The 17,158-nt window shown below is 69.2% G+C and carries 15 protein-coding genes; 5 read left to right on the forward strand and 10 right to left on the reverse strand.

The genetic code is table 11. The features are described from left to right. Positions 1 to 126 precede the first annotated feature (126 nt). Together ACPYOG_RS04440 and ACPYOG_RS04445 are read right to left on the reverse strand one after the other, a co-directional pair. Positions 127 to 1,362: an RNA polymerase sigma factor gene (locus ACPYOG_RS04440; RefSeq protein WP_481293045.1), complete on the reverse strand. Its 1,236-nt coding sequence runs from the start codon at positions 1,360 to 1,362 to the stop codon at positions 127 to 129. 28 nt (positions 1,363 to 1,390) lie between these two features. Then, positions 1,391 to 1,819, reverse strand: a complete 429-nt coding sequence (locus tag ACPYOG_RS04445; RefSeq protein ID WP_481293046.1) for a YciI family protein — start codon at positions 1,817 to 1,819, stop codon at positions 1,391 to 1,393. 160 nt (positions 1,820 to 1,979) lie between these two features. Between ACPYOG_RS04445 and ACPYOG_RS04450 the strand changes: the two genes are divergently transcribed. Then, the gene (locus tag ACPYOG_RS04450) at positions 1,980 to 3,110 is read left to right on the forward strand and encodes an acyltransferase family protein (protein ID WP_481293047.1); all 1,131 of its coding nucleotides are present in this window, start codon (positions 1,980 to 1,982) and stop codon (positions 3,108 to 3,110) included. Positions 3,111 to 3,168: 58 nt separating this feature from the next. Here the strand turns inward: ACPYOG_RS04450 and ACPYOG_RS04455 are convergent, their stop codons facing one another. Both ACPYOG_RS04455 and glnA read right to left on the reverse strand, forming a co-directional pair. Continuing rightward, positions 3,169 to 3,573 (reverse strand): hypothetical protein, encoded by a 405-nt coding sequence (locus tag ACPYOG_RS04455; protein ID WP_481293048.1) that lies wholly within the window; start codon positions 3,571 to 3,573, stop codon positions 3,169 to 3,171. 88 nt (positions 3,574 to 3,661) lie between these two features. Beyond that, positions 3,662 to 5,086 carry a type I glutamate--ammonia ligase gene (gene glnA / locus ACPYOG_RS04460; RefSeq protein WP_481293049.1) on the reverse strand — a complete coding sequence of 475 codons (1,425 nt, stop codon included), beginning with the start codon at positions 5,084 to 5,086 and terminating at the stop codon, positions 3,662 to 3,664. 187 nt (positions 5,087 to 5,273) lie between these two features. On the opposite strand from glnA, the gene ACPYOG_RS04465 reads away from it, so the two are divergent. Further along, the gene (locus ACPYOG_RS04465) at positions 5,274 to 5,699 is read left to right on the forward strand and encodes an RDD family protein (protein WP_481293050.1); all 426 of its coding nucleotides are present in this window, start codon (positions 5,274 to 5,276) and stop codon (positions 5,697 to 5,699) included. A gap of 67 nt (positions 5,700 to 5,766) precedes the next feature. On the opposite strand, the gene ACPYOG_RS04470 is transcribed toward ACPYOG_RS04465, so the two are convergent. The 3 genes from ACPYOG_RS04470 to lipB form a co-directional block, all read right to left on the reverse strand. After that, positions 5,767 to 6,462 (reverse strand): DUF4191 domain-containing protein, encoded by a 696-nt coding sequence (locus tag ACPYOG_RS04470; RefSeq protein WP_481293051.1) that lies wholly within the window; start codon positions 6,460 to 6,462, stop codon positions 5,767 to 5,769. 140 nt (positions 6,463 to 6,602) lie between these two features. Next, positions 6,603 to 7,592 carry a lipoyl synthase gene (gene lipA, locus ACPYOG_RS04475; protein ID WP_481293052.1) on the reverse strand — a complete coding sequence of 330 codons (990 nt, stop codon included), beginning with the start codon at positions 7,590 to 7,592 and terminating at the stop codon, positions 6,603 to 6,605. Next, entirely contained in the window at positions 7,589 to 8,248 is a 660-nt protein-coding gene (lipB, locus tag ACPYOG_RS04480) for a lipoyl(octanoyl) transferase LipB (protein ID WP_481293053.1), read from the reverse strand. The genes lipA and lipB overlap by 4 nt, the downstream gene beginning before the upstream one ends. Positions 8,249 to 8,366: 118 nt before the next feature. On the opposite strand from lipB, the gene ACPYOG_RS04485 reads away from it, so the two are divergent. Further along, positions 8,367 to 9,893 (forward strand): hypothetical protein, encoded by a 1,527-nt coding sequence (locus ACPYOG_RS04485; RefSeq protein ID WP_481293054.1) that lies wholly within the window; start codon positions 8,367 to 8,369, stop codon positions 9,891 to 9,893. Between the two features lie 5 nt (positions 9,894 to 9,898). On the opposite strand, the gene sucB is transcribed toward ACPYOG_RS04485, so the two are convergent. The 3 genes from sucB to ACPYOG_RS04500 form a co-directional block, all read right to left on the reverse strand. Continuing rightward, positions 9,899 to 11,473 (reverse strand): 2-oxoglutarate dehydrogenase, E2 component, dihydrolipoamide succinyltransferase, encoded by a 1,575-nt coding sequence (gene sucB, locus ACPYOG_RS04490; protein ID WP_481293055.1) that lies wholly within the window; start codon positions 11,471 to 11,473, stop codon positions 9,899 to 9,901. 78 nt (positions 11,474 to 11,551) lie between these two features. After that, positions 11,552 to 12,925 (reverse strand): dihydrolipoyl dehydrogenase, encoded by a 1,374-nt coding sequence (gene lpdA / locus ACPYOG_RS04495; protein ID WP_481293056.1) that lies wholly within the window; start codon positions 12,923 to 12,925, stop codon positions 11,552 to 11,554. Between the two features lie 104 nt (positions 12,926 to 13,029). Next, a complete protein-coding gene (locus ACPYOG_RS04500; RefSeq protein WP_481293057.1) occupies positions 13,030 to 14,532 on the reverse strand; it encodes a leucyl aminopeptidase in 1,503 nt (500 codons plus the stop codon). A 130-nt stretch (positions 14,533 to 14,662) separates the two neighbouring features. Between ACPYOG_RS04500 and ACPYOG_RS04505 the strand changes: the two genes are divergently transcribed. Together ACPYOG_RS04505 and ACPYOG_RS04510 are read left to right on the forward strand one after the other, a co-directional pair. Then, entirely contained in the window at positions 14,663 to 15,592 is a 930-nt protein-coding gene (locus tag ACPYOG_RS04505) for a proteasome assembly chaperone family protein (RefSeq protein WP_481293058.1), read from the forward strand. A gap of 71 nt (positions 15,593 to 15,663) precedes the next feature. After that, a complete protein-coding gene (locus ACPYOG_RS04510; protein ID WP_481293059.1) occupies positions 15,664 to 16,995 on the forward strand; it encodes an MFS transporter in 1,332 nt (443 codons plus the stop codon). Positions 16,996 to 17,158: the final 163 nt, after the last annotated feature.

Here is a 17,158-nt window from a genome sequence, read left to right on the forward strand (position 1 = left end):
TCCGTCGTCGGCAGCGTCAGATGTGTATAAGAGACAGTCCCCGCACCCCACGCCCCACCGTCGAGTACGCAAAGACTGCACATTTTCGCGCCGTAAACGTGCAGTCTTCGTGTACTCGACGGTGGGTCAGAGGTTTCGGAGGCGGGCCGCCTTGGCCAGCAGCACGTCGCGCTCGCGGTCGTTGGCGGCGAGTCCGGCCGCGGCGGTGAGCTCCGAGACGGCCTCGTCCGTGCGCCCGAGGCGGGCCAGCAGCTCGCCCCGGACGCTCGGCAGCAGGTGCGAGCCCTGGAGTGCTCCCTGAGCCGCCAGCTCATCGGCGACCCGGAGAGCGTTGGCCGGTCCCGTGGCCATCGACACGGCCGCTGCCCGGTTCAGCTCGACGACCGGATTCGGTGCGATCCTGCCGAGCGCCTCATAGAGGAGGACGATCCGCTCCCAGTCGGTCTCGTCCGTGCTGGTTGCGATCGCGTGGCATTCCGCGATGGCAGCCTGCACGGCATACGGCCCGCGTCCCCGGCCGAGTTCGTCGGCGCGGGCGAGCGCTGCGCGACCGCGCACGATCTGCGCCCGGTCCCACCGCGTCCTGTCCTGGTCGGCGAGCAGTACCGGTGTTCCGTCGGGATGCGTTCGCGCGGCGAACCGGGCCGCCTGCAACTCCATCAGGGCGACGAGTGCATGGGCCTCCGGTTCGCGGGGGAGCAGTGCCGCAACCATCCGGCCGAGGCGAAGCGCTTCGTGTGCGAGCTCCGGCCGCATCCACTCGGGTCCCGTCGTCGCCGCGTATCCCTCGGTGAAGACCAGGTACACGACACCGAGCACACCCGCGAGCCGCTCTTTCCATTCCGGCGGCTCGGGCGTCTCGAATGGAACGCGCGCTGCCGAGATCGTCTTCTTCGCCCGGACGATGCGCTGCTGCACGGTGGCCACGGGCACGAAGTACATGCGGGCGATCTCCGCCGTGCTGAGTCCCGCGACTATGCGCAGGGTCAACGCGACCTGCGCCTCCCGCGACAGGACGGGATGACACGCCGTGAACACCAGCCGCAGCACGTCGTCGTCGATCGGCTCCCAGGCATTGTCCGTCCCCTCTTCCAGCGTGGATGCCAGCGTTCGGTAGCGGTCGTCGAGCCGCTCGCGGCGCCGCCAGTGGTCGATCGCCCGCCGCTTGGCCACGGCCGTCAGCCAGCCGCCCGGGTTGTCCGGGACGCCATCCCGTGGCCACTGCGCGAGCGCTTCGACGAGCGCTTCCTGGGCGAGATCCTCAGCAAGGCCGACGTCTCCAGTCAGCTTCGCGAGCGTCGCGACGACGCGCGCGCCATCGATCCGCCAGACGGCGTCGATCCGCGCCGGGATCCCGTTCATTCTGCCGCGTCCTCGGTGCCAGGGACGCTCAGGAGTTCTTGGCCGCTGCGCGCCACTCCGCTTCCTTCTGGATGTACTCGTTATCGGCGAACGCGGCGAAGTCGCTCTCGTCGGTGACCCGCCGCACCTCGAGCTTCGACCCCGGACCGAGTGGGCACCTGCTCGCCCACTCCGCCGCCTCCTCCTTGGAGCTGACCTCGATCATCCAGAATCCGTTGAACAGCTCATGCGTCTCCCCATATGGTCCGTCCGTGATGGCGGGAGGCGTGGTGGAGAAATCGACGACGAACCCAGTGCTCTCGGTGTCCTCGGCGAGGCCCTCGCCGGCAAGCAGCACGCCGGCCGAGATGAGCTGCTCGTTGTACTGGCCCATGCGCGTGATGACTTCGTTGAAGTCGATGTCCTTGTAGGCCTCCTTGGCTGCGTCCGTGCCGCGCATGATGAGCATGTACTTCATGGGTGTCTCCCTCAACGTTCCGGGTGCGCTGCTCGCACCCTCCTATCATCGTGTCGAACGGCGATGCGGAATGTCGACATGGCACCCGATGTGGGGTGGCGGTGGGTGGAAAAGGGAGCCTAAGGTGGCCCCCATGGGGAAAGCTGAGAAAATATCGACATTGGCGGACGTTCTCGACCTGCGTCTCAATGCCCTGAACGCCCTCCGGCTGGTGCTCGCTGTCAGTGTGATCGTGTGGCACACCTTCGCCGTTACCGGCGCGGTGCATCCGCCTTCTCCGGTGACGCAGTTGCTGGGCGACGGAGGCGTGGACGGATTCTTCGCGATCTCCGGCTTCCTCATCGTGTCGAGCTGGCTACGGCGGCCGCACTGGTGGCCGTATCTCCGGGCGCGCTTCCTGCGCATCCTCCCTGGGTTCTGGGTGTGTCTCATCGTGACCGTGCTGGTGCTCGCGCCGATCGGCGTGCTCCTCACCGGGCACGGCTTCCCCCACAGCTACATGACGGACTCGGTGCTGTACGTGGTGAAGAACGCGGCGCTCCGCATCAACGAGTTCGGGATCGCGGGAACACCCCAGGGTGTGCCGTACCCGGGCGTGTGGAACGGCTCCCTCTGGACGCTGTGGTGGGAGTTCCTGTGCTACCTCGTCGTGCTGGCGCTCGGGCTGACCCGAGTGCTCCGATTCCGCATGACCCTCCCTCTGGCGTTCGTGGCCTGTCTGGTCGTCATGGTCCTGTCCGACCTGGGTGCCGTGCACAACTTCTATCTCGTGAACGGCGCCCGTTTCGGCATCATGTTCGCTGCGGGTGCGCTCATCCAGCAGTTCCAGCGGCTGCTTCCGGCCCGCTGGTGGCTGGTGGGCGCGGCGGCCCTCGTCATCGCAGGGTCGGCCTTCCTGCCGGACTACCGGGTGATCGCCGCTCTGCCGCTCGCCTACGTGCTGATCACGGTCGGCGCCCTCGTGAAGGTGAGGAGGCTACGTCTGGAGAACGACGTCTCCTACGGCACGTACATCTACGCGTTCCCGGTGCAGCAAGTGCTGGCGTGCGCGGGGCTCTCCACGCTGGGCGTCCCGCTGTTCGCCGCGGTGGCTACCGCGGTGACCCTCGGCCTCGCGACCCTGAGCTGGTACGGGGTGGAGAAGCCCGCCATGCGGCTGAAGAACGTGCTGCGCCGACGCGTGGTCGTCGCCGCGCCTGCGGTGCCGCCTGGTGCGACGCGGCCGACTGCCGCGGTCGTCCTTCCGGCCGTCGATGCGAGGCCGTCGGTCCGCCCGTCGGTCGACAGCTGAGCCGATCGATGCCGCACCGTCGCTCGGTACCGTTGGGCCCTGCACCGCAACGTCGACGTCAGTCGTGGCCCTCGATCGCCCTGCCTTCCGTCGGCGGTCGGTGTCGCTGCTCACGGCGATCCAGCTCATCCTGGAGCGCGACGAAGAAGCGGTCGATCTCACCCAGCCGACGGGTGTACAGCAGCGCCTCGGCACCGGCGACCCGTCCGAGCGCGTCGAACTCCACGCGCGTGTGCGTCTCATCCACCCGGACGAACCGGAGTTGAGGCTTGAAGAGCGCGTAGCCGCCGAGGATCTGAGCGAACGGATCCCGGAGGCTCGTCCCCCGCAGCGCGTCGCGGACGAAGTCCTGCACCTCCTCGAACGCCACCGGGACGACCTCGCTCGGGATATGCCGCGGAACGACAGCTTTGCTCCGGGATCTATGCAGCCTCCCGCGCTTCCGCGGCTCGAGCTCGCTCACACCGGAAGCGTACGCCGGTGTTCTCGTGAACGCAGAAGGGCCTACCGGAAGACGATTCCGGTAGGCCCTGCTGCACTCGTGTGGCTTCTCAGACCCCGTAGTACAGCTCGTACTCGAAGGGGTGCGGACGCTGCGCGAGGGGCTTGATCTCCTTCTCGCGCTTGTACTCGATCCAGGTCTCGATGAGCTCCTGGGTGAACACGCCGCCTGCGAGGAGGAAGTCGTGGTCGGCCTCGAGCGCGTCGAGCGCCTCGCCGAGCGACGCCGGCACCTGCGGGATGTTGCGCGCCTCCTCCGGCGGGAGCTCGTAGAGGTCCTTGTCGACGGGCTCGTGCGGCTCGATGCGGTTCTTGATGCCGTCGAGGCCGGCCATGAGTTGGGCGGCGAACGCGAGGTACGGGTTGCCGGAGGCGTCGGGCGCGCGGAACTCGATGCGCTTCGCCTTCGGGTTGGAGCCCGTGATCGGGATGCGGATCGACGCCGAGCGGTTACCGGCCGAGTAGACCAGGTTCACCGGGGCCTCGAAGCCGGGGACCAGGCGGTGGAACGAGTTCACCGTCGGGTTCGTGAAGGCGAGGACCGCGGGAGCGTGCTTCAGCAGGCCTCCGATGTACCAGCGAGCGACGTCCGACAGGCCGCCGTAGCCGGCCTCGTCGTAGAACAGCGGCTTGCCGTCGTTCCACAGCGACTGGTGGGTGTGCATGCCTGAGCCGTTGTCGCCGAAGAGCGGCTTCGGCATGAACGTGGCGGTCTTGCCCCACTCGTTCGCCGTGTTCTTGACGATGTACTTGAACTTGAGGATGTCGTCGGCCGCGTGCACCATCGTGTCGAAGCGGTAGTTGATCTCGGCCTGGCCTCCGGTGCCCACCTCGTGGTGCGCGCGCTCGAGGATGAGTCCGGCGTCGATCAGCTTCAGCGAGATGTCGTCGCGCAGGTCGGCCTGCTTGTCGACGGGGCTCACGGGGAAGTAGCCGCCCTTGTACGGGGTCTTGTTGGCGAGGTTGCCGCCCTCTTCGGTGCGGCCGGAGTTCCAGGCGCCCTCTTCGGAGTCGACGGAGTAGAAGCTGGAGTTCTGCTTCACCTCGTAGCGGACGTCGTCGAAGATGTAGAACTCCGCCTCCGGGGCGAAGTACGCGGTGTCCGCGATGCCCGTCGAGACGAGGTACTTCTCCGCCTTCTTGGCGACCTGGCGCGGGTCCTTCGAGTAGATCTCACCGTTGCGCGGGTTGTAGATGTCGAACACCATGATCAGCGTCCGCTCGGCCCGGAAGGGGTCGACGTAGGCCGTCGAGACGTCCGGGATGAGCTGCATGTCCGACTCGTGGATCGACGCGAAACCGCGGATCGACGAGCCATCGAACAGCTGCCCGACCGAGAAGAACTCCTCGTCCACGGTCGAGGCGGGGATGTTGAAGTGCTGCTGCACACCCGGAAGGTCGGTGAAGCGGATATCAAGGAACTTCACGTCGGTGTCCTTGATGAACTTGAGCACCTCAGACGAATCACGGAACATACGGACAACTCCCAATGGCTTTGCGGGTGACCGGACTGCGCCTGCAGCCCAGAACAACGTTAGGGGGAGGCCGTTTCCCGGCGGTGACGCAAATGTTTCCGGCATGTTACGCGTACCCGGGTCGGGCATGGATGTACGGCTCCCGCTGTGCCCAGGATACGCAGGTCCGCCTCGCTAGACTCAGGCCGTGCCGCAGAACCCGACCGACCGCCCCGGCGACATCGCCCCCAGCCGCTACCCGGGGGAGCGCCTCGGCCTCCCGGAGGCGGGCCCGCGCTCGGTCGGCCGGATCGGACGCCGCATCGGCGCGATCGTCGTCGACTGGGCGATCGCGTCGTTCCTGTCGTTCGCGTTCTTCCGCTACGACGACTCCTGGGCGACGATCCTGATCTTCGCGCTGCTGCAGATCGTCTTCATCCCGACGATCGGCGGCAGCGTGGGGCACCGCATCTTCGGGATGCGCGTGGTGGCGGTCCGCGGCGGCTGGGTCGGCCTCTGGCGCCCCGTCGTCCGCACGCTGCTGCTGTGCCTCGCCGTTCCTGCCCTCGTCTGGGACTCGGACCAGCGCGGATTCCACGACAAGGTCGCCGGAACCGTCCTCATCCGGGCCTGACGCCCGTTGTCGCTTGATGCCCGGAGTCGCCTGACGCCCGGAGTCGCCTGACGCCCGGCGTCAGGGGTCAGCGCGAGCGCTGCGCGCGGACCTTCATGGGGTCGACGCCCTTGGGGATGGGCATCTGGCTCTCGATGGACTGCAGCCGGTTGCTGATCGCCAGCACCTCGGCCTTGGTGAGAGTCGGCTTGATCTTCGAGAGCCGGCGCGGGACCTTGTGCAGCGGCACGGAGTCCGCATCCGGCCCGACGCTGATGATGGTGACTGGGACGTTGGGGAGAATGCGATTGACCTTGCGGCGCTCTTCGTCGATCATCCGCTGAGTCCGCGTCTTCGGGCCTTCGCTGATGAGGACCACACCGCCACGACCCGTTGCGCGGTAGACCGCGTCCTGGGTCTTGCCGTTCACGGCGACCGGCATCTCAGAGCCGCGCCAGCTGCGCTTCAGCGACGATCGCAGGACAGCGCCGACCGCACCGGGCTGTCCCTCGATCTGGGAGTAGGCGGCACGTTCGGCGCGACGGCCGAGGATGATGAGCGCCAACAGGACGCCGGCGAGGACGCCGGCGAGGATCCACAGCACCATGGTGAAGACGTTGCCGCCGGAGAGGAGCACCGCCACCAGCACGCCGAGGACGATCGGCAAGGCAGCCCCGAGGGCGATGTAGAGCACCGCGCGGTCGTCATACCGGCGGGTCATCTGGAACACCTGCCACATCTGCTTCAGACGGCCGGGCTCCTTGGTGGACTTGTCCTTTGCCATAGGTCCAAGGATACCGGCTCCGCAGCGTTCCAGACGACCCACTCGGCGCTCGTCCACGCCTCGCCCACCGCCCGTTCGCGACGGGTGTGCGCTGTGTGCGCGCCGGGTCGGCACGGCGTGCGTCTACAGCCGGACGGCCCTCACGAGACCGCCTGCGCGAACCCGAGCGACGCGTCCGCGAGGTGACGCAGCTCGTCCGGAACAGGCCGTCCCTTCGCCTGCATCGACTGCGCCCACAGACGTCCGGCCCGGTACGACGAACGCACCAGCGGACCGGCGAGGACGCCCAGGAAGCCGATCTCCTCGGCCTCCTCCTTGAGCTCGACGAATTCGTCCGGATGCACCCAGCGCGCCACGGGAAGGTGGCGCGGGCTCGGCCGCAGGTACTGGGTGATCGTGATGATGTCCGTCCCCGCATCGTGCAGGTCGCGCAGCGCGGTGCTGACCTCGTGACGCTCTTCGCCCATCCCGAGGATCAGATTGGACTTGGTGATCAGGCCGGCTGCGCGGCCCTGGGTGAGCACGTCGAGCGACCGCTCGTACCGGAAGGCAGGCCGGATCCGCTTGAAGATCCGGGGGACCGTCTCGACGTTGTGCGCGAAGACCTCGGGCTTGGCCGAGAACACCTCGGCGAGATGCTGCGGGTTGCCCGAGAAGTCGGGCACCAGGATCTCGACGCCGGTGCCGGGCGACTGCCGGTGGATCTCACGGATCGTCTCCGCATAGAGCCAGGAGCCTTCGTCCTCCAGGTCGTCACGGGCGACCCCCGTGACGGTGGCGTACCGAAGGCCCATCCGCTCCACGGACTCGCCGACGCGTCGCGGCTCGTCGCGGTCGAACTCGGCCGGCTTCCCCGTGTCGATCTGGCAGAAGTCGCAGCGCCGGGTGCACTGCGAGCCGCCGATCAGGAACGTCGCCTCGCGGTCCTCCCAGCATTCGTAGATATTGGGACAGCCGGCCTCCTGGCAGACGGTGTGGAGGTCCTCGGACTTCACCAGGCTCTGCAGCTGCCGGTATTCCGGCCCCATCTTCGCCTTGGTCTTGATCCACGCGGGCTTGCGCTCGATCGGCGTCTCGGCGTTGCGGATCTCCAGGCGCAGCATGCGGCGTCCCTCGGGTGCGGCGCTCATGCGACGGCCTCCGCTGCGGTGAACTCCAGGTCGAAGGCCTCCATTACGAGGGGAGCCACGTCCTGAGGGGTCACCGTCCGGCCGAGGACGCGCGAGATCGTCGTGACCCCCGCGTCCCGGATGCCGCACGCCACGATGTGGTCGTAGGCGTCGAGGCTGTTGGAGCAGTTGAGCGCGAACCCGTGCATCGTCACGCCTTCTGCGACGCGGAGGCCGATGGCGGCGATCTTCTCGTCCTGCTCGGCTCCGGGGTTGTGCTCCGGGAGCATCCACACGCCGGACCGGCCTTCGACCTGCACTCCCGTCACGCCCAGCCGGGCGAGCACATCGATCAGGACGCGCTCGAGCGATCGGACGTAGCCGACGACGTCGATGGGTTCGTGGAGGCGGACGATCGGGTACCCCACGAGCTGCCCCGGCCCGTGCCAGGTGATCTTGCCGCCGCGGTCGGAGTCGACGACGGGCGTGCCGTCGGTCGGACGTTCGTCCGGGGAGGTCCGCTTGCCCGCGGTGTACACCGGCGGGTGCTCGAGGAGGATGACGGTATCGGGCGCCTGGCCTGCGACGACAGCGGCGTGCACGGCACGCTGCTGCTGAAGGGCCTCGAGATACGGCACGGAGTTGGCGCTTAGCCCCGTGACGTCATACGTGGTCACCGGGTCAGTCTATGCGCGCGATGCGGTCGCTGCTCACACGTCGGCCGGCGGGCGAGTTCTCCACCGGTTTTCCGGTCCGGTTCGGTGGCGAACGCTGGTCCGATGGAATGGATGGGTGATGCCGTCCCGCCTGTCCTCCCGTCCCTCGACCGCCACCTCAGCCGAACTCCTCCGTGCCGCGCGCGTGCTCGCCGATTCCGAAGGGTGGGAGGCGAGTGCGAGCTCCGGCAGTGCTCCGGAGGACCGGCCGGGCGAAGCGCGGATCGTCGTATCGGGAGGGGTGCTTCCCGGGCGGGGCGTGCTCCGGGTACGGGAGGCGGACCCCGTGGTGTGGCCGCCACGGGATGTGCTCGCCCGGCGAGCGGCAGGGAGCGAGCATGTCATCGGCGTCGTGTTCGAGGTCGGCACCAGGAGGATCCGCGGGCACGAGGTGGATGCCGTGGTCCTCGCTCATGCGGATGGGGGAGACCTCGCTCAGCTCCTCCAGCGGCGCAGAGGTGTCCGCGGAGGGGAGGCCGCGACGGTCCTCCTCGGGGTGGCCGCCGGACTGGCCGCATTGCATGCGGGCGGCTGGGCGAGTCCCGAGCTGTCGCCGGCCGGCATCGTCTTCGCCGGGGACGGCTGTCCGGCCCTCGATCTTCTGGATGGTGTGGTGAGGTCTGAACCGGCCCCTGTGGTCGCCGATGCCGAAGCGTTCTACGCGCTCGCCAGGACGCTCTCGCTGCGTGTGGTGGACGGTACCGGGATGGTGCTGCTGTCGGCCGTCGAGAAGGGCTTGCGCGTGGGGCGCTGGGAGGCGGTCGAAGCGTCCGTGCTTTCGGCCATCGCTCCCGAACCGGTCGGTCTTGCGGGCGACCACGCCGGTCTCGGAGGTGTCATGGCCCCAGGGCGCCAGGCAGCATCGGATCGCCGGAAGCCGAGCCGGAGCGCGAAACCTGTCGCCAGGCTGGTATTGGCAGTCGGGGTGGTCATGGACTTCCTGGACGGTCAGCCGATTCGGGAATCGGCGCGACGCCTCGGCGCCTGGGTCCGGCGCCGGCCGATGGTCGTCGTGGCGGGCGCGGTTCCGATCACGCTGGCGCTCGCCGCAGCGGTCCTGCTGCCCGGGTCGCCCTCCGATGGAGCGCATGCTGCGGGGGTCACGCCCGCGAATTCCCCTGGAGTTCCGGCGCATCAGGGCGAGGGCGGCCCGCAAACGGTGAGACCCACGGCGACGCCCACGGTGACGCCCACCCGGGAGAGCGACCCGGCTGCATCGGCCGAGGCGACCCGAGCTGCTGCTGGTGCTGTCGGGACCGCGCCGGCTTCTGCCGTGGGCGGCGACGATCCTGTGGATGCTGCGCGCGACGCCCTTCGGTCACGCCACGACTGCTTCCTGGCCCGGCCGGCGACACGCTCCTGCCTGGCGGACATCCTGGACGGCGCATCGGCGTTCTCCGAGCAGGAGGTTGCTGCGCTCGGCTCGCCGGGAGCGGACGGCGAACGGGACTACACCGGCGCCCAGCTCTCTCTCGTGGAGCGGTGGGGCGCTGCTGCGCTGGTGAATGTCGTCCCCGATGCGGCGCGGACGCCGAAAAGCGAACCGGCCTCGCTCTTGCTGGTGAAGAGCGAGGCCGGATGGCGCTTGCGGGCGGTGCTCCCGTGACGGGGTCAGAGACCCAGGTTGCCCTCGAAGTTCCCGCCCTCGAGGCGGTTCTTCACCGCGACGAGGAACCGGGCCGCGTCGGCACCGTCCACGATGCGGTGGTCGTAGGACAGGGCCAGGTACACGGTCGAGCGGATGGCGATGGAGTCGGTTCCGTCGGCCGATACCACGACCGGCTTCTTCGACACGATGCCGGTGCCGAGGATGGCGACCTGCGGAAGGAAGACGAGCGGAGTGTCGAACAGGGCGCCACGCGATCCGGTGTTGGTCACCGTGAAGGTGCCGCCCGCGAGCTCGTCCGGCTTGAGCCGGTTGTCGCGGGTGCGCTCGGCCAGGTCGGAGATCTCCTTCGCGAGGCTGGCGAGGTCGAGGTCCGAGGCGTTCCGCACGACCGGGGTGAGCAGGCCGCGCTCGGTGTCCACGGCGATCGAGATGTTCTCGTGGTCGGGGTACACGATGCTGTCGCCGTCCACCGTCGCGTTGACGACCGGGTAGCTCTTCAGCGCCTCGGCAGCGGCCAGGGTGAAGAACGGCAGGAAGGAGAGCTTGACGCCGGTCTTGGCGAGGAAGTCGCCCTTCACCCGGTCGCGCAGCGCAGCGACCTTGGTGACATCGACCTCGACCACGCTGGTGAGCTGCGCGGTCGACTGCATCGACACGACGGCCCGTTCGGCAACGACCTTGCGCAGCCGCGACATCGGCTGCGTGGTACCGCGGAGCGGCGAGACGGGTGCGGCAGGAGCAGCGGCGGGGGCGCCGGCCGCTTCCGGGGCGGGCGCGGCAGCCGAGAGGATGTCCTCCTTGCGGATGCGCCCGCCGACACCGGTGCCGGTCACCGTCGAGAGATCGACGCCCTGCTCGTTCGCCAGCTTGCGGACGATCGGGGTCACATAGCCGGCGTTGCCGGCGTGCGCGCCGCCCGTGGGGGCGGCAGCGGCCGGGGCCGGTGCGGCAGGCGCGGCAGCGGCCGCGGCCGGAGCGGCGGGCGCGGCCGGAGCGGCCGGAGCCGCCGGAGCGGGAGCCTGCTGAGCGGGCGTTGCAGGGGCGGGAGTCGCCTCGACCGGAGCGGCCTGAGCGGGAGCCTGAGACGCGGGAGCCGGAGCCTCCTGAACAGGGGCAGGAGTGGCCTGCGCGGCGGGTGCCTCCTGCTGCGCGGGGGCAGCCTGGGCTGGAGCGGCCTCAGCGGGAGCAGCCTGCTGCGCGGGAGCAGCCTCGGCGGGAGCAGCCTGTGCGGGTGCCGCCTCAGCGGGTGCCGCCTCAGCTGGAGCAGCCGCGGCTGGAGCCGCCTCTGCCGGTGCGGCCTCGGCTGCGGGGGCGGCCGGCGCCTCGGCGCCTGCGCCGGAGCCGTCACCGATCGTCACGAGCGCGGTCCCCACCTCGACGGTCTCGTCCTCCTGCACCAGGATCGCCTCGATGACGCCGGCGACCGGCGACGGGATCTCGGTGTCGACCTTGTCGGTCGAGACTTCGAGCAGGGGCTCGTCCACCTCGACACGGTCGCCAACGTTCTTCAGCCAGCGTGTGACCGTGCCTTCCGTGACGCTCTCGCCGAGCGCCGGGAGGCTGACGGATTCGCTCATGAGCTTCTCTCCTTCAAACCTGATCGTTCAGTAGCTTATTGCAGCCGGGTCCGCATGGCGCGGACCCGGCCGATGGTCCTAGAGGGTGTGCAGCGGCTTCCCCGCGAGGTACAGGAAGGCCTCGCCGAGCGACTCGTTCTGCGTCGGGTGCGCGTGGATGAGCGGCGCGATGTCCTCGGGGTACGCCTCCCAGTTCACGACCAGCTGCGCCTCGCCGATGAGCTCGCCGACGCGGGCGCCGATCATGTGCACGCCGACCACCGGGCCGTCGTTCACCCGCACGACCTTCACCGAGCCGTTGGTGCCGATGATCTCGCTGCGGGCGTTGCCGGCGAGGCTGTAGTCGTAGCTCGTGACGCTGTCCGCTCCGTACTTCTCGGCGGCCTTCGCCTCGGTCAGGCCGATGGAGGCGACCTCCGGGTCGCAGTACGTGACCTTCGGGATGTTGACGTCGGGGATGACGATCGGGTTGAGACCGGCGATCTCCTCAGCGACGAAGATGCCCTGCTGGAACCCGCGGTGCGCGAGCTGGAGGCCGGGGACGATGTCGCCGACGGCGTAGACGCCGGGGATGTTCGTGGCGAGGCGCTCGTCGGTGATCACGAAGCCGCGGTCCATGGTGACCCCGACCTCGTCGAAGCCGAGGCCGGCGGTCAGCGGGCCACGGCCGACGGCGACGAGCAGCAGGTCGGCCTCGACGGTGTCGCCGTTCTCGAGGGTGACGACCACGCCGTTCTCGTTCTGGGTGACACCCTGGAAACGGATGCCCAGGCGGTAGTCGATGCCGCGACGGCGGAACGCGCGCTCCAGCGACTTGCTGATCGACTCGTCCTCGTTCGGGACCAGGTGAGGCAGCGCCTCGATGATGGTGACGTCTGCGCCGAACGACTTCCAGACACTGGCGAACTCCACGCCGATCACACCGCCGCCGAGGACGGCGACCTTGTTGGGCACGAAGTCGAGCTCGAGGGCCTGCTCGCTGGTGATCACGCGGCCGCCGAGCTCGAGACCCGGGAGCGAGCGCGAGTAGGAACCCGTGGCGAGGATGACGTTCTTGCCCACGATGGTGTTCTCACCGACCTGGACGGTGGTGGGGGAGGTGAGACGGCCTTCGCCCTCGATCACCGTGATGCCGCGGGACTTGACCAGTCCCTGCAGGCCCTTGTACTTCTTCGCGACGATCCCCTGGCGGTACTCGGTCACGCCGTTGATGTCGACGCCCTGGAGCTGGGTCACGATGCCGTACTTCGACGACTCCCGCGAATAGTCCGCGACCTCGGCCGCGTGCAGCAGCGCCTTGGTGGGGACGCAGCCTCGGTGCAAGCAGGTGCCACCGACCTTGTCCTTCTCGATCATGCCGACGGTGAAACCGAGCTCGGCCGCACGCAGCGCCGCTGCGTAGCCTCCACTCCCACCGCCGAGCACCACAATGTCAAAGTTCTGCTCAGACACCCAGCTACTCCCTCGCGCATCAGATCATGTGACACGATTGGCCGCCCAGAGGGTGGCTCCGGGAGACGTGTTGATGGGCGGGATTTCCCGCCCATACGACCCTACTACTTCCCGGAAATGGTCTCGGCCAGACGGACGAGCGCGCGTACGCTGACCGCGGACGGGCCCTTCCCGGTGAAGCCGTACGGCGCCGGCGGGCTCTTCGCCGGCCCGGCGATGTCGAGGTGCGCCCAGGGGATGCGCGGCGCGTCGTCCTCCTCGCCGACGCGCCCGACGAACTCCTGCAGGAACACCCCGGCGAGCAGGGCTCCGCCGGCGGTGTTCCCCGGGTTGGCGTTGGCGATGTCGGCGACATCCGAGTTGATGCTGGCGCGCAGCTCGCCCGGGAGCGGCAGGGGCCACAGCAGTTCGCCGGACTCCTTCGCGGCGGCGAGCACGTCGTCCACGAGCTCCTCCGAGCCCATCACGGCGGCGTAACGGGTGCCGAGCGCGACCATCGCGGCGCCGGTCAAAGTGGCCACATCCACGATCGCATCCGGCTGCTCCTCGCTGGCGGCGACCAGGCCGTCGGCGAGCACCAGCCGTCCCTCCGCGTCCGTGTTGAGCACCTCCACCGTGCGGCCGCCGCGGATCCGCAGCACGTCGTTGGGGCGGATCGCCGATCCGGAGGGCATGTTCTCGGCCAGGCAGAGCCATGCGGTTACGCGCACCGGCAGCGCCAGCCGGGCGACGGCCCGCACCACCCCGAGCACCGTGGCGGCCCCGGTCATGTCGTACTTCATCCCGACCATCCCGCCAGCGGGCTTCAGCGAGAGGCCGCCGGAGTCGAAGGTGATGCCCTTGCCGACCAGGGCCAGGTGCCGGGATGCACCGTCCGGCGCGTAGGACACCTTCACCAGACGCGGCGGGCGCGTGGAGCCCTGACCGACGCCGAGGATGCCGCCGAACCCGTCCGCGGCCAGCTGCTCCTCATCCCAGACCGTGACCGTGAGGGGGAGGTCGGCCGCGACCTCGCGGGCGCGTTGCGCGAACGTCTCGGGATACAGGTCCAACGGGGGAGTGTTCACCAGGTCCTTGACCAGCGCAGCGGCTTCGGCCACGGCCCGGGCCCGCGCCACCAGTGCGTCCCCATCGGCCGCCAGGGCAGAGCCGAGCACCTCGATGGATGCGACGGGCTCCTTGATTCCCGCCCGGCTCTTCTCGCGGTACTCGGTGAAGGCGTACGCGCCGAGCGCCGCGCCCTCGAGCACCGCGCCGAGCTCGCCGTCGCCCTCGGCCGGAAGATCGATGGCCACCGCCGGGGTTCCGGCCAGCTGGCGGACAGCGCTGCCCGCGGCATAGCGCAGGGCGTCCGCGCCGCCCTCCGGCAGTCCCACCACAGCGACCGATGGCCCGGCACCCTGCCCGGGCAGCCGCACCAGCTCATCCTTGCCGCCGCCGAACCCGACAGCGCGGAGCTGCTGCGCCAGCTCCTCCCTCCGGGCGCCCGACAGGACCGTGACCGTGTCGCGTGCGACGCGCGCCGCGACCACGATCACGTCGACGGGGGTGGCCGGGGAGGTCCCGGAGGAAGAGGGGTCGGTCAGGGTCAGCGCGGGAACGGTCATGCCACGACCCTAACGCGCAGTGGATGGGCTGCTCCGGCCGGGCGGAGCGCCCCTGCGTGTTCGCTGTGGGCGTTCCGGGCGGGCGGCCTCATCCCTCATCGCGTGCCGGGGTCCGCTCTAGAGTTGAGATATGCGTGATCCCGGCGAACTCTTCGAGCTCAACCCGGCATTGGAGGTGCCGGAAGGGCTGCCGCTGGTCGCCGGCCTCACCGGCTTCGCCGATGCGGGTTCCGGAGTGAGCCAGCTGGGCACCTATCTCCTGGGCACCCTCGACAGCGAGGTGGTCGCCACCTTCGATGCGGACATCCTGCTCGACTACCGTGCGCGCCGCCCGATCATCTACTTCGACCAGGACCACCTGACCGACTACCAGCCCGCGACGCTCAAGCTGTACCTGGCGTACGACGAGCTGCGCCAGCCGTTCCTGCTGCTCTCCGGCTTCGAGCCCGACTTCCGCTGGGAGGCGTTCACGGATGCCGTGCTCGGCCTCATCGAGAAGTTCAAGGTGAAGACGATCACCTGGGTGCACTCCATCCCGATGCCCGTCCCGCACACGCGCCCGATCGGTGTGACCGTGAGCGGCAACCGCACCGAGCTCATCGACTCCATGTCGATCTGGAAGCCGCACACCCAGGTCCCGGCGAACGCCCTCCACCTGCTCGAGTACCGCCTCCAGAAGCTGTCCTATCCCATCGCCGGCTTCATCCTGCTCATCCCGCACTACCTCGCGGACACCGAGTACCCCGCCGCAGCTGTCGCGGCCCTCGACTCGATCAGCGCCGCGACCGGCCTGATCTTCCCGACCGACCGGCTGCGCCAGGAGGACAGGGACTTCGTCGCCAACATCGATGAGCAGGTCGCCGGCAACCCGGAGCTCGGGCGCCTGGTCGGCACCCTGGAGGAGCGGCACGACTCCTATATGGAGGACACGCAGCTGCGTTCCCCTCTGACCGACAGCGACGGCGAGCTTCCGAGCGCGGACGAGATCGCCGCGGAGCTCGAGAACTTCCTGGCGTTCCGTCGCCACGGCGACGAGGAGAACGGGCGCGGCGAGCGCTGAGCGCACGCCATCCCATCCACCGCCGTCCCGGCGTTCCGGAGCGCGTTCGCTCCCGGGCGTAGGATCGTTCGGTGAATTCGCGTCGTTCCTGGGTCGTCTATGGGATCGGCGTCTTCGCCTACCTGATCGCCGTCATGCAGCGCACCACCATCGGTGTCGCGGGCGTCGCCGCGACCGACCGGTTCCACGTCTCCGCCTCCGTCCTGTCGGCGCTCGCCGTGGTGCAGCTGATCGTCTACGCCGGCATGCAGGTGCCGGTCGGCGTGCTGATCGACCGCATCGGCTCGCGGGTCCTCATGCTGGTCGGCACCACGCTGATGATCGTCGGGCAGGTCGCCGTCGCCCTGGCGCCGACCATCGCGGTCGCGATCGTCGGCCGCATCCTCGTCGGCGCGGGGGACGCCACGGTGTTCACCTCTCTCATGAGGCTGACCAATTCCTGGTTCCGCGGGAGGCTTGTGCCCCAGCTCTCCCAGTGGATCGGGAACGTCGGCCAGCTCGGGCAGGTCCTGTCGGCCATCCCCTTCGCCCTGCTGCTCCACCTCTCGGGCTGGAGCGTCGCCTTCCTGTCCGCGGCGTCGCTCTCCGTGATCGCCGCGATCGCGATCGCGGCGGCCGTGACGGATCGTCCCGTGGGCGCGAGCGAAGGGCCGCGGCCCGCGACCTGGCCGGACTCCATCCGGCAGCTGCGGGTCAGCATGTCGCGGCCCGGCACCCAGCTCGGATTCTGGTCGCACTTCGTGACCCAGTCCTCCGGAACGGTCTTCAGCCTGATGTGGGGCATCCCGTTCCTGGTGTTCGCGATCGGCATCCCGCAAGCGGCGGCGTCGGCGCTGCTCACCGTGCTGGTCGGCGCCGGACTGATCTCCGGTCCGATCCTCGGGATCCTGACCGCGCGATTCCCGACCCGCCGCAGCAACCTGGTGCTCGGCGTCGTCGCGCTCATGGCGGCGGCCTGGACGCTCGTGCTGCTCTGGCCGGGGACGCCGCCGCTGTGGACGGTGATCTTCCTCATCGTGGCGATCGGCATCGGCGGGCCGGGGTCCCTGATCGGCTTCGACTTCGCACGCAGCTTCAACCCGCTGCACAGCCTCGGCTCCGCCAACGGGGTCGTGAACGTCGGCGGCTTCCTCGCGAGCTTCGTGATGATGTTCCTCATCGGAGTGTCCCTGGATGCACAGGCCCACGGCGCGGGCGGCGACGGCCAGCTCTACCAGCTCGACCACTTCCGCTGGGCGTTCGCCATCCAGTACGTCATCGTGGGCGTCGGTGTCGTGTTCCTCGTCCGTGCTCGCCGTCGCACACGTCGGCAGGTGCTGGAGGAAGAGGGAATAGAAGTAGCCCCTCTCTGGGTTGCACTCGTCGGAGCGTGGAGGAGACGCGGCGGACGCGAGGCGCTGTAGCGGGTGCCGGCGAACCGGCCGCCCGAACTGGTCGGGGGCGCACGTGGAACGTGCAATAATTGACGTCTGGACCCGTTCATGTCCCGGGGCCGGAGCATTCGACGATGCCCGGTGCCTCTACCCCGGACTTGACATGGGTCTTAGTAGTGTCCGCACGCAAACC

This window comes from Leifsonia sp. HAY1-4F, assembly GCF_056755275.1.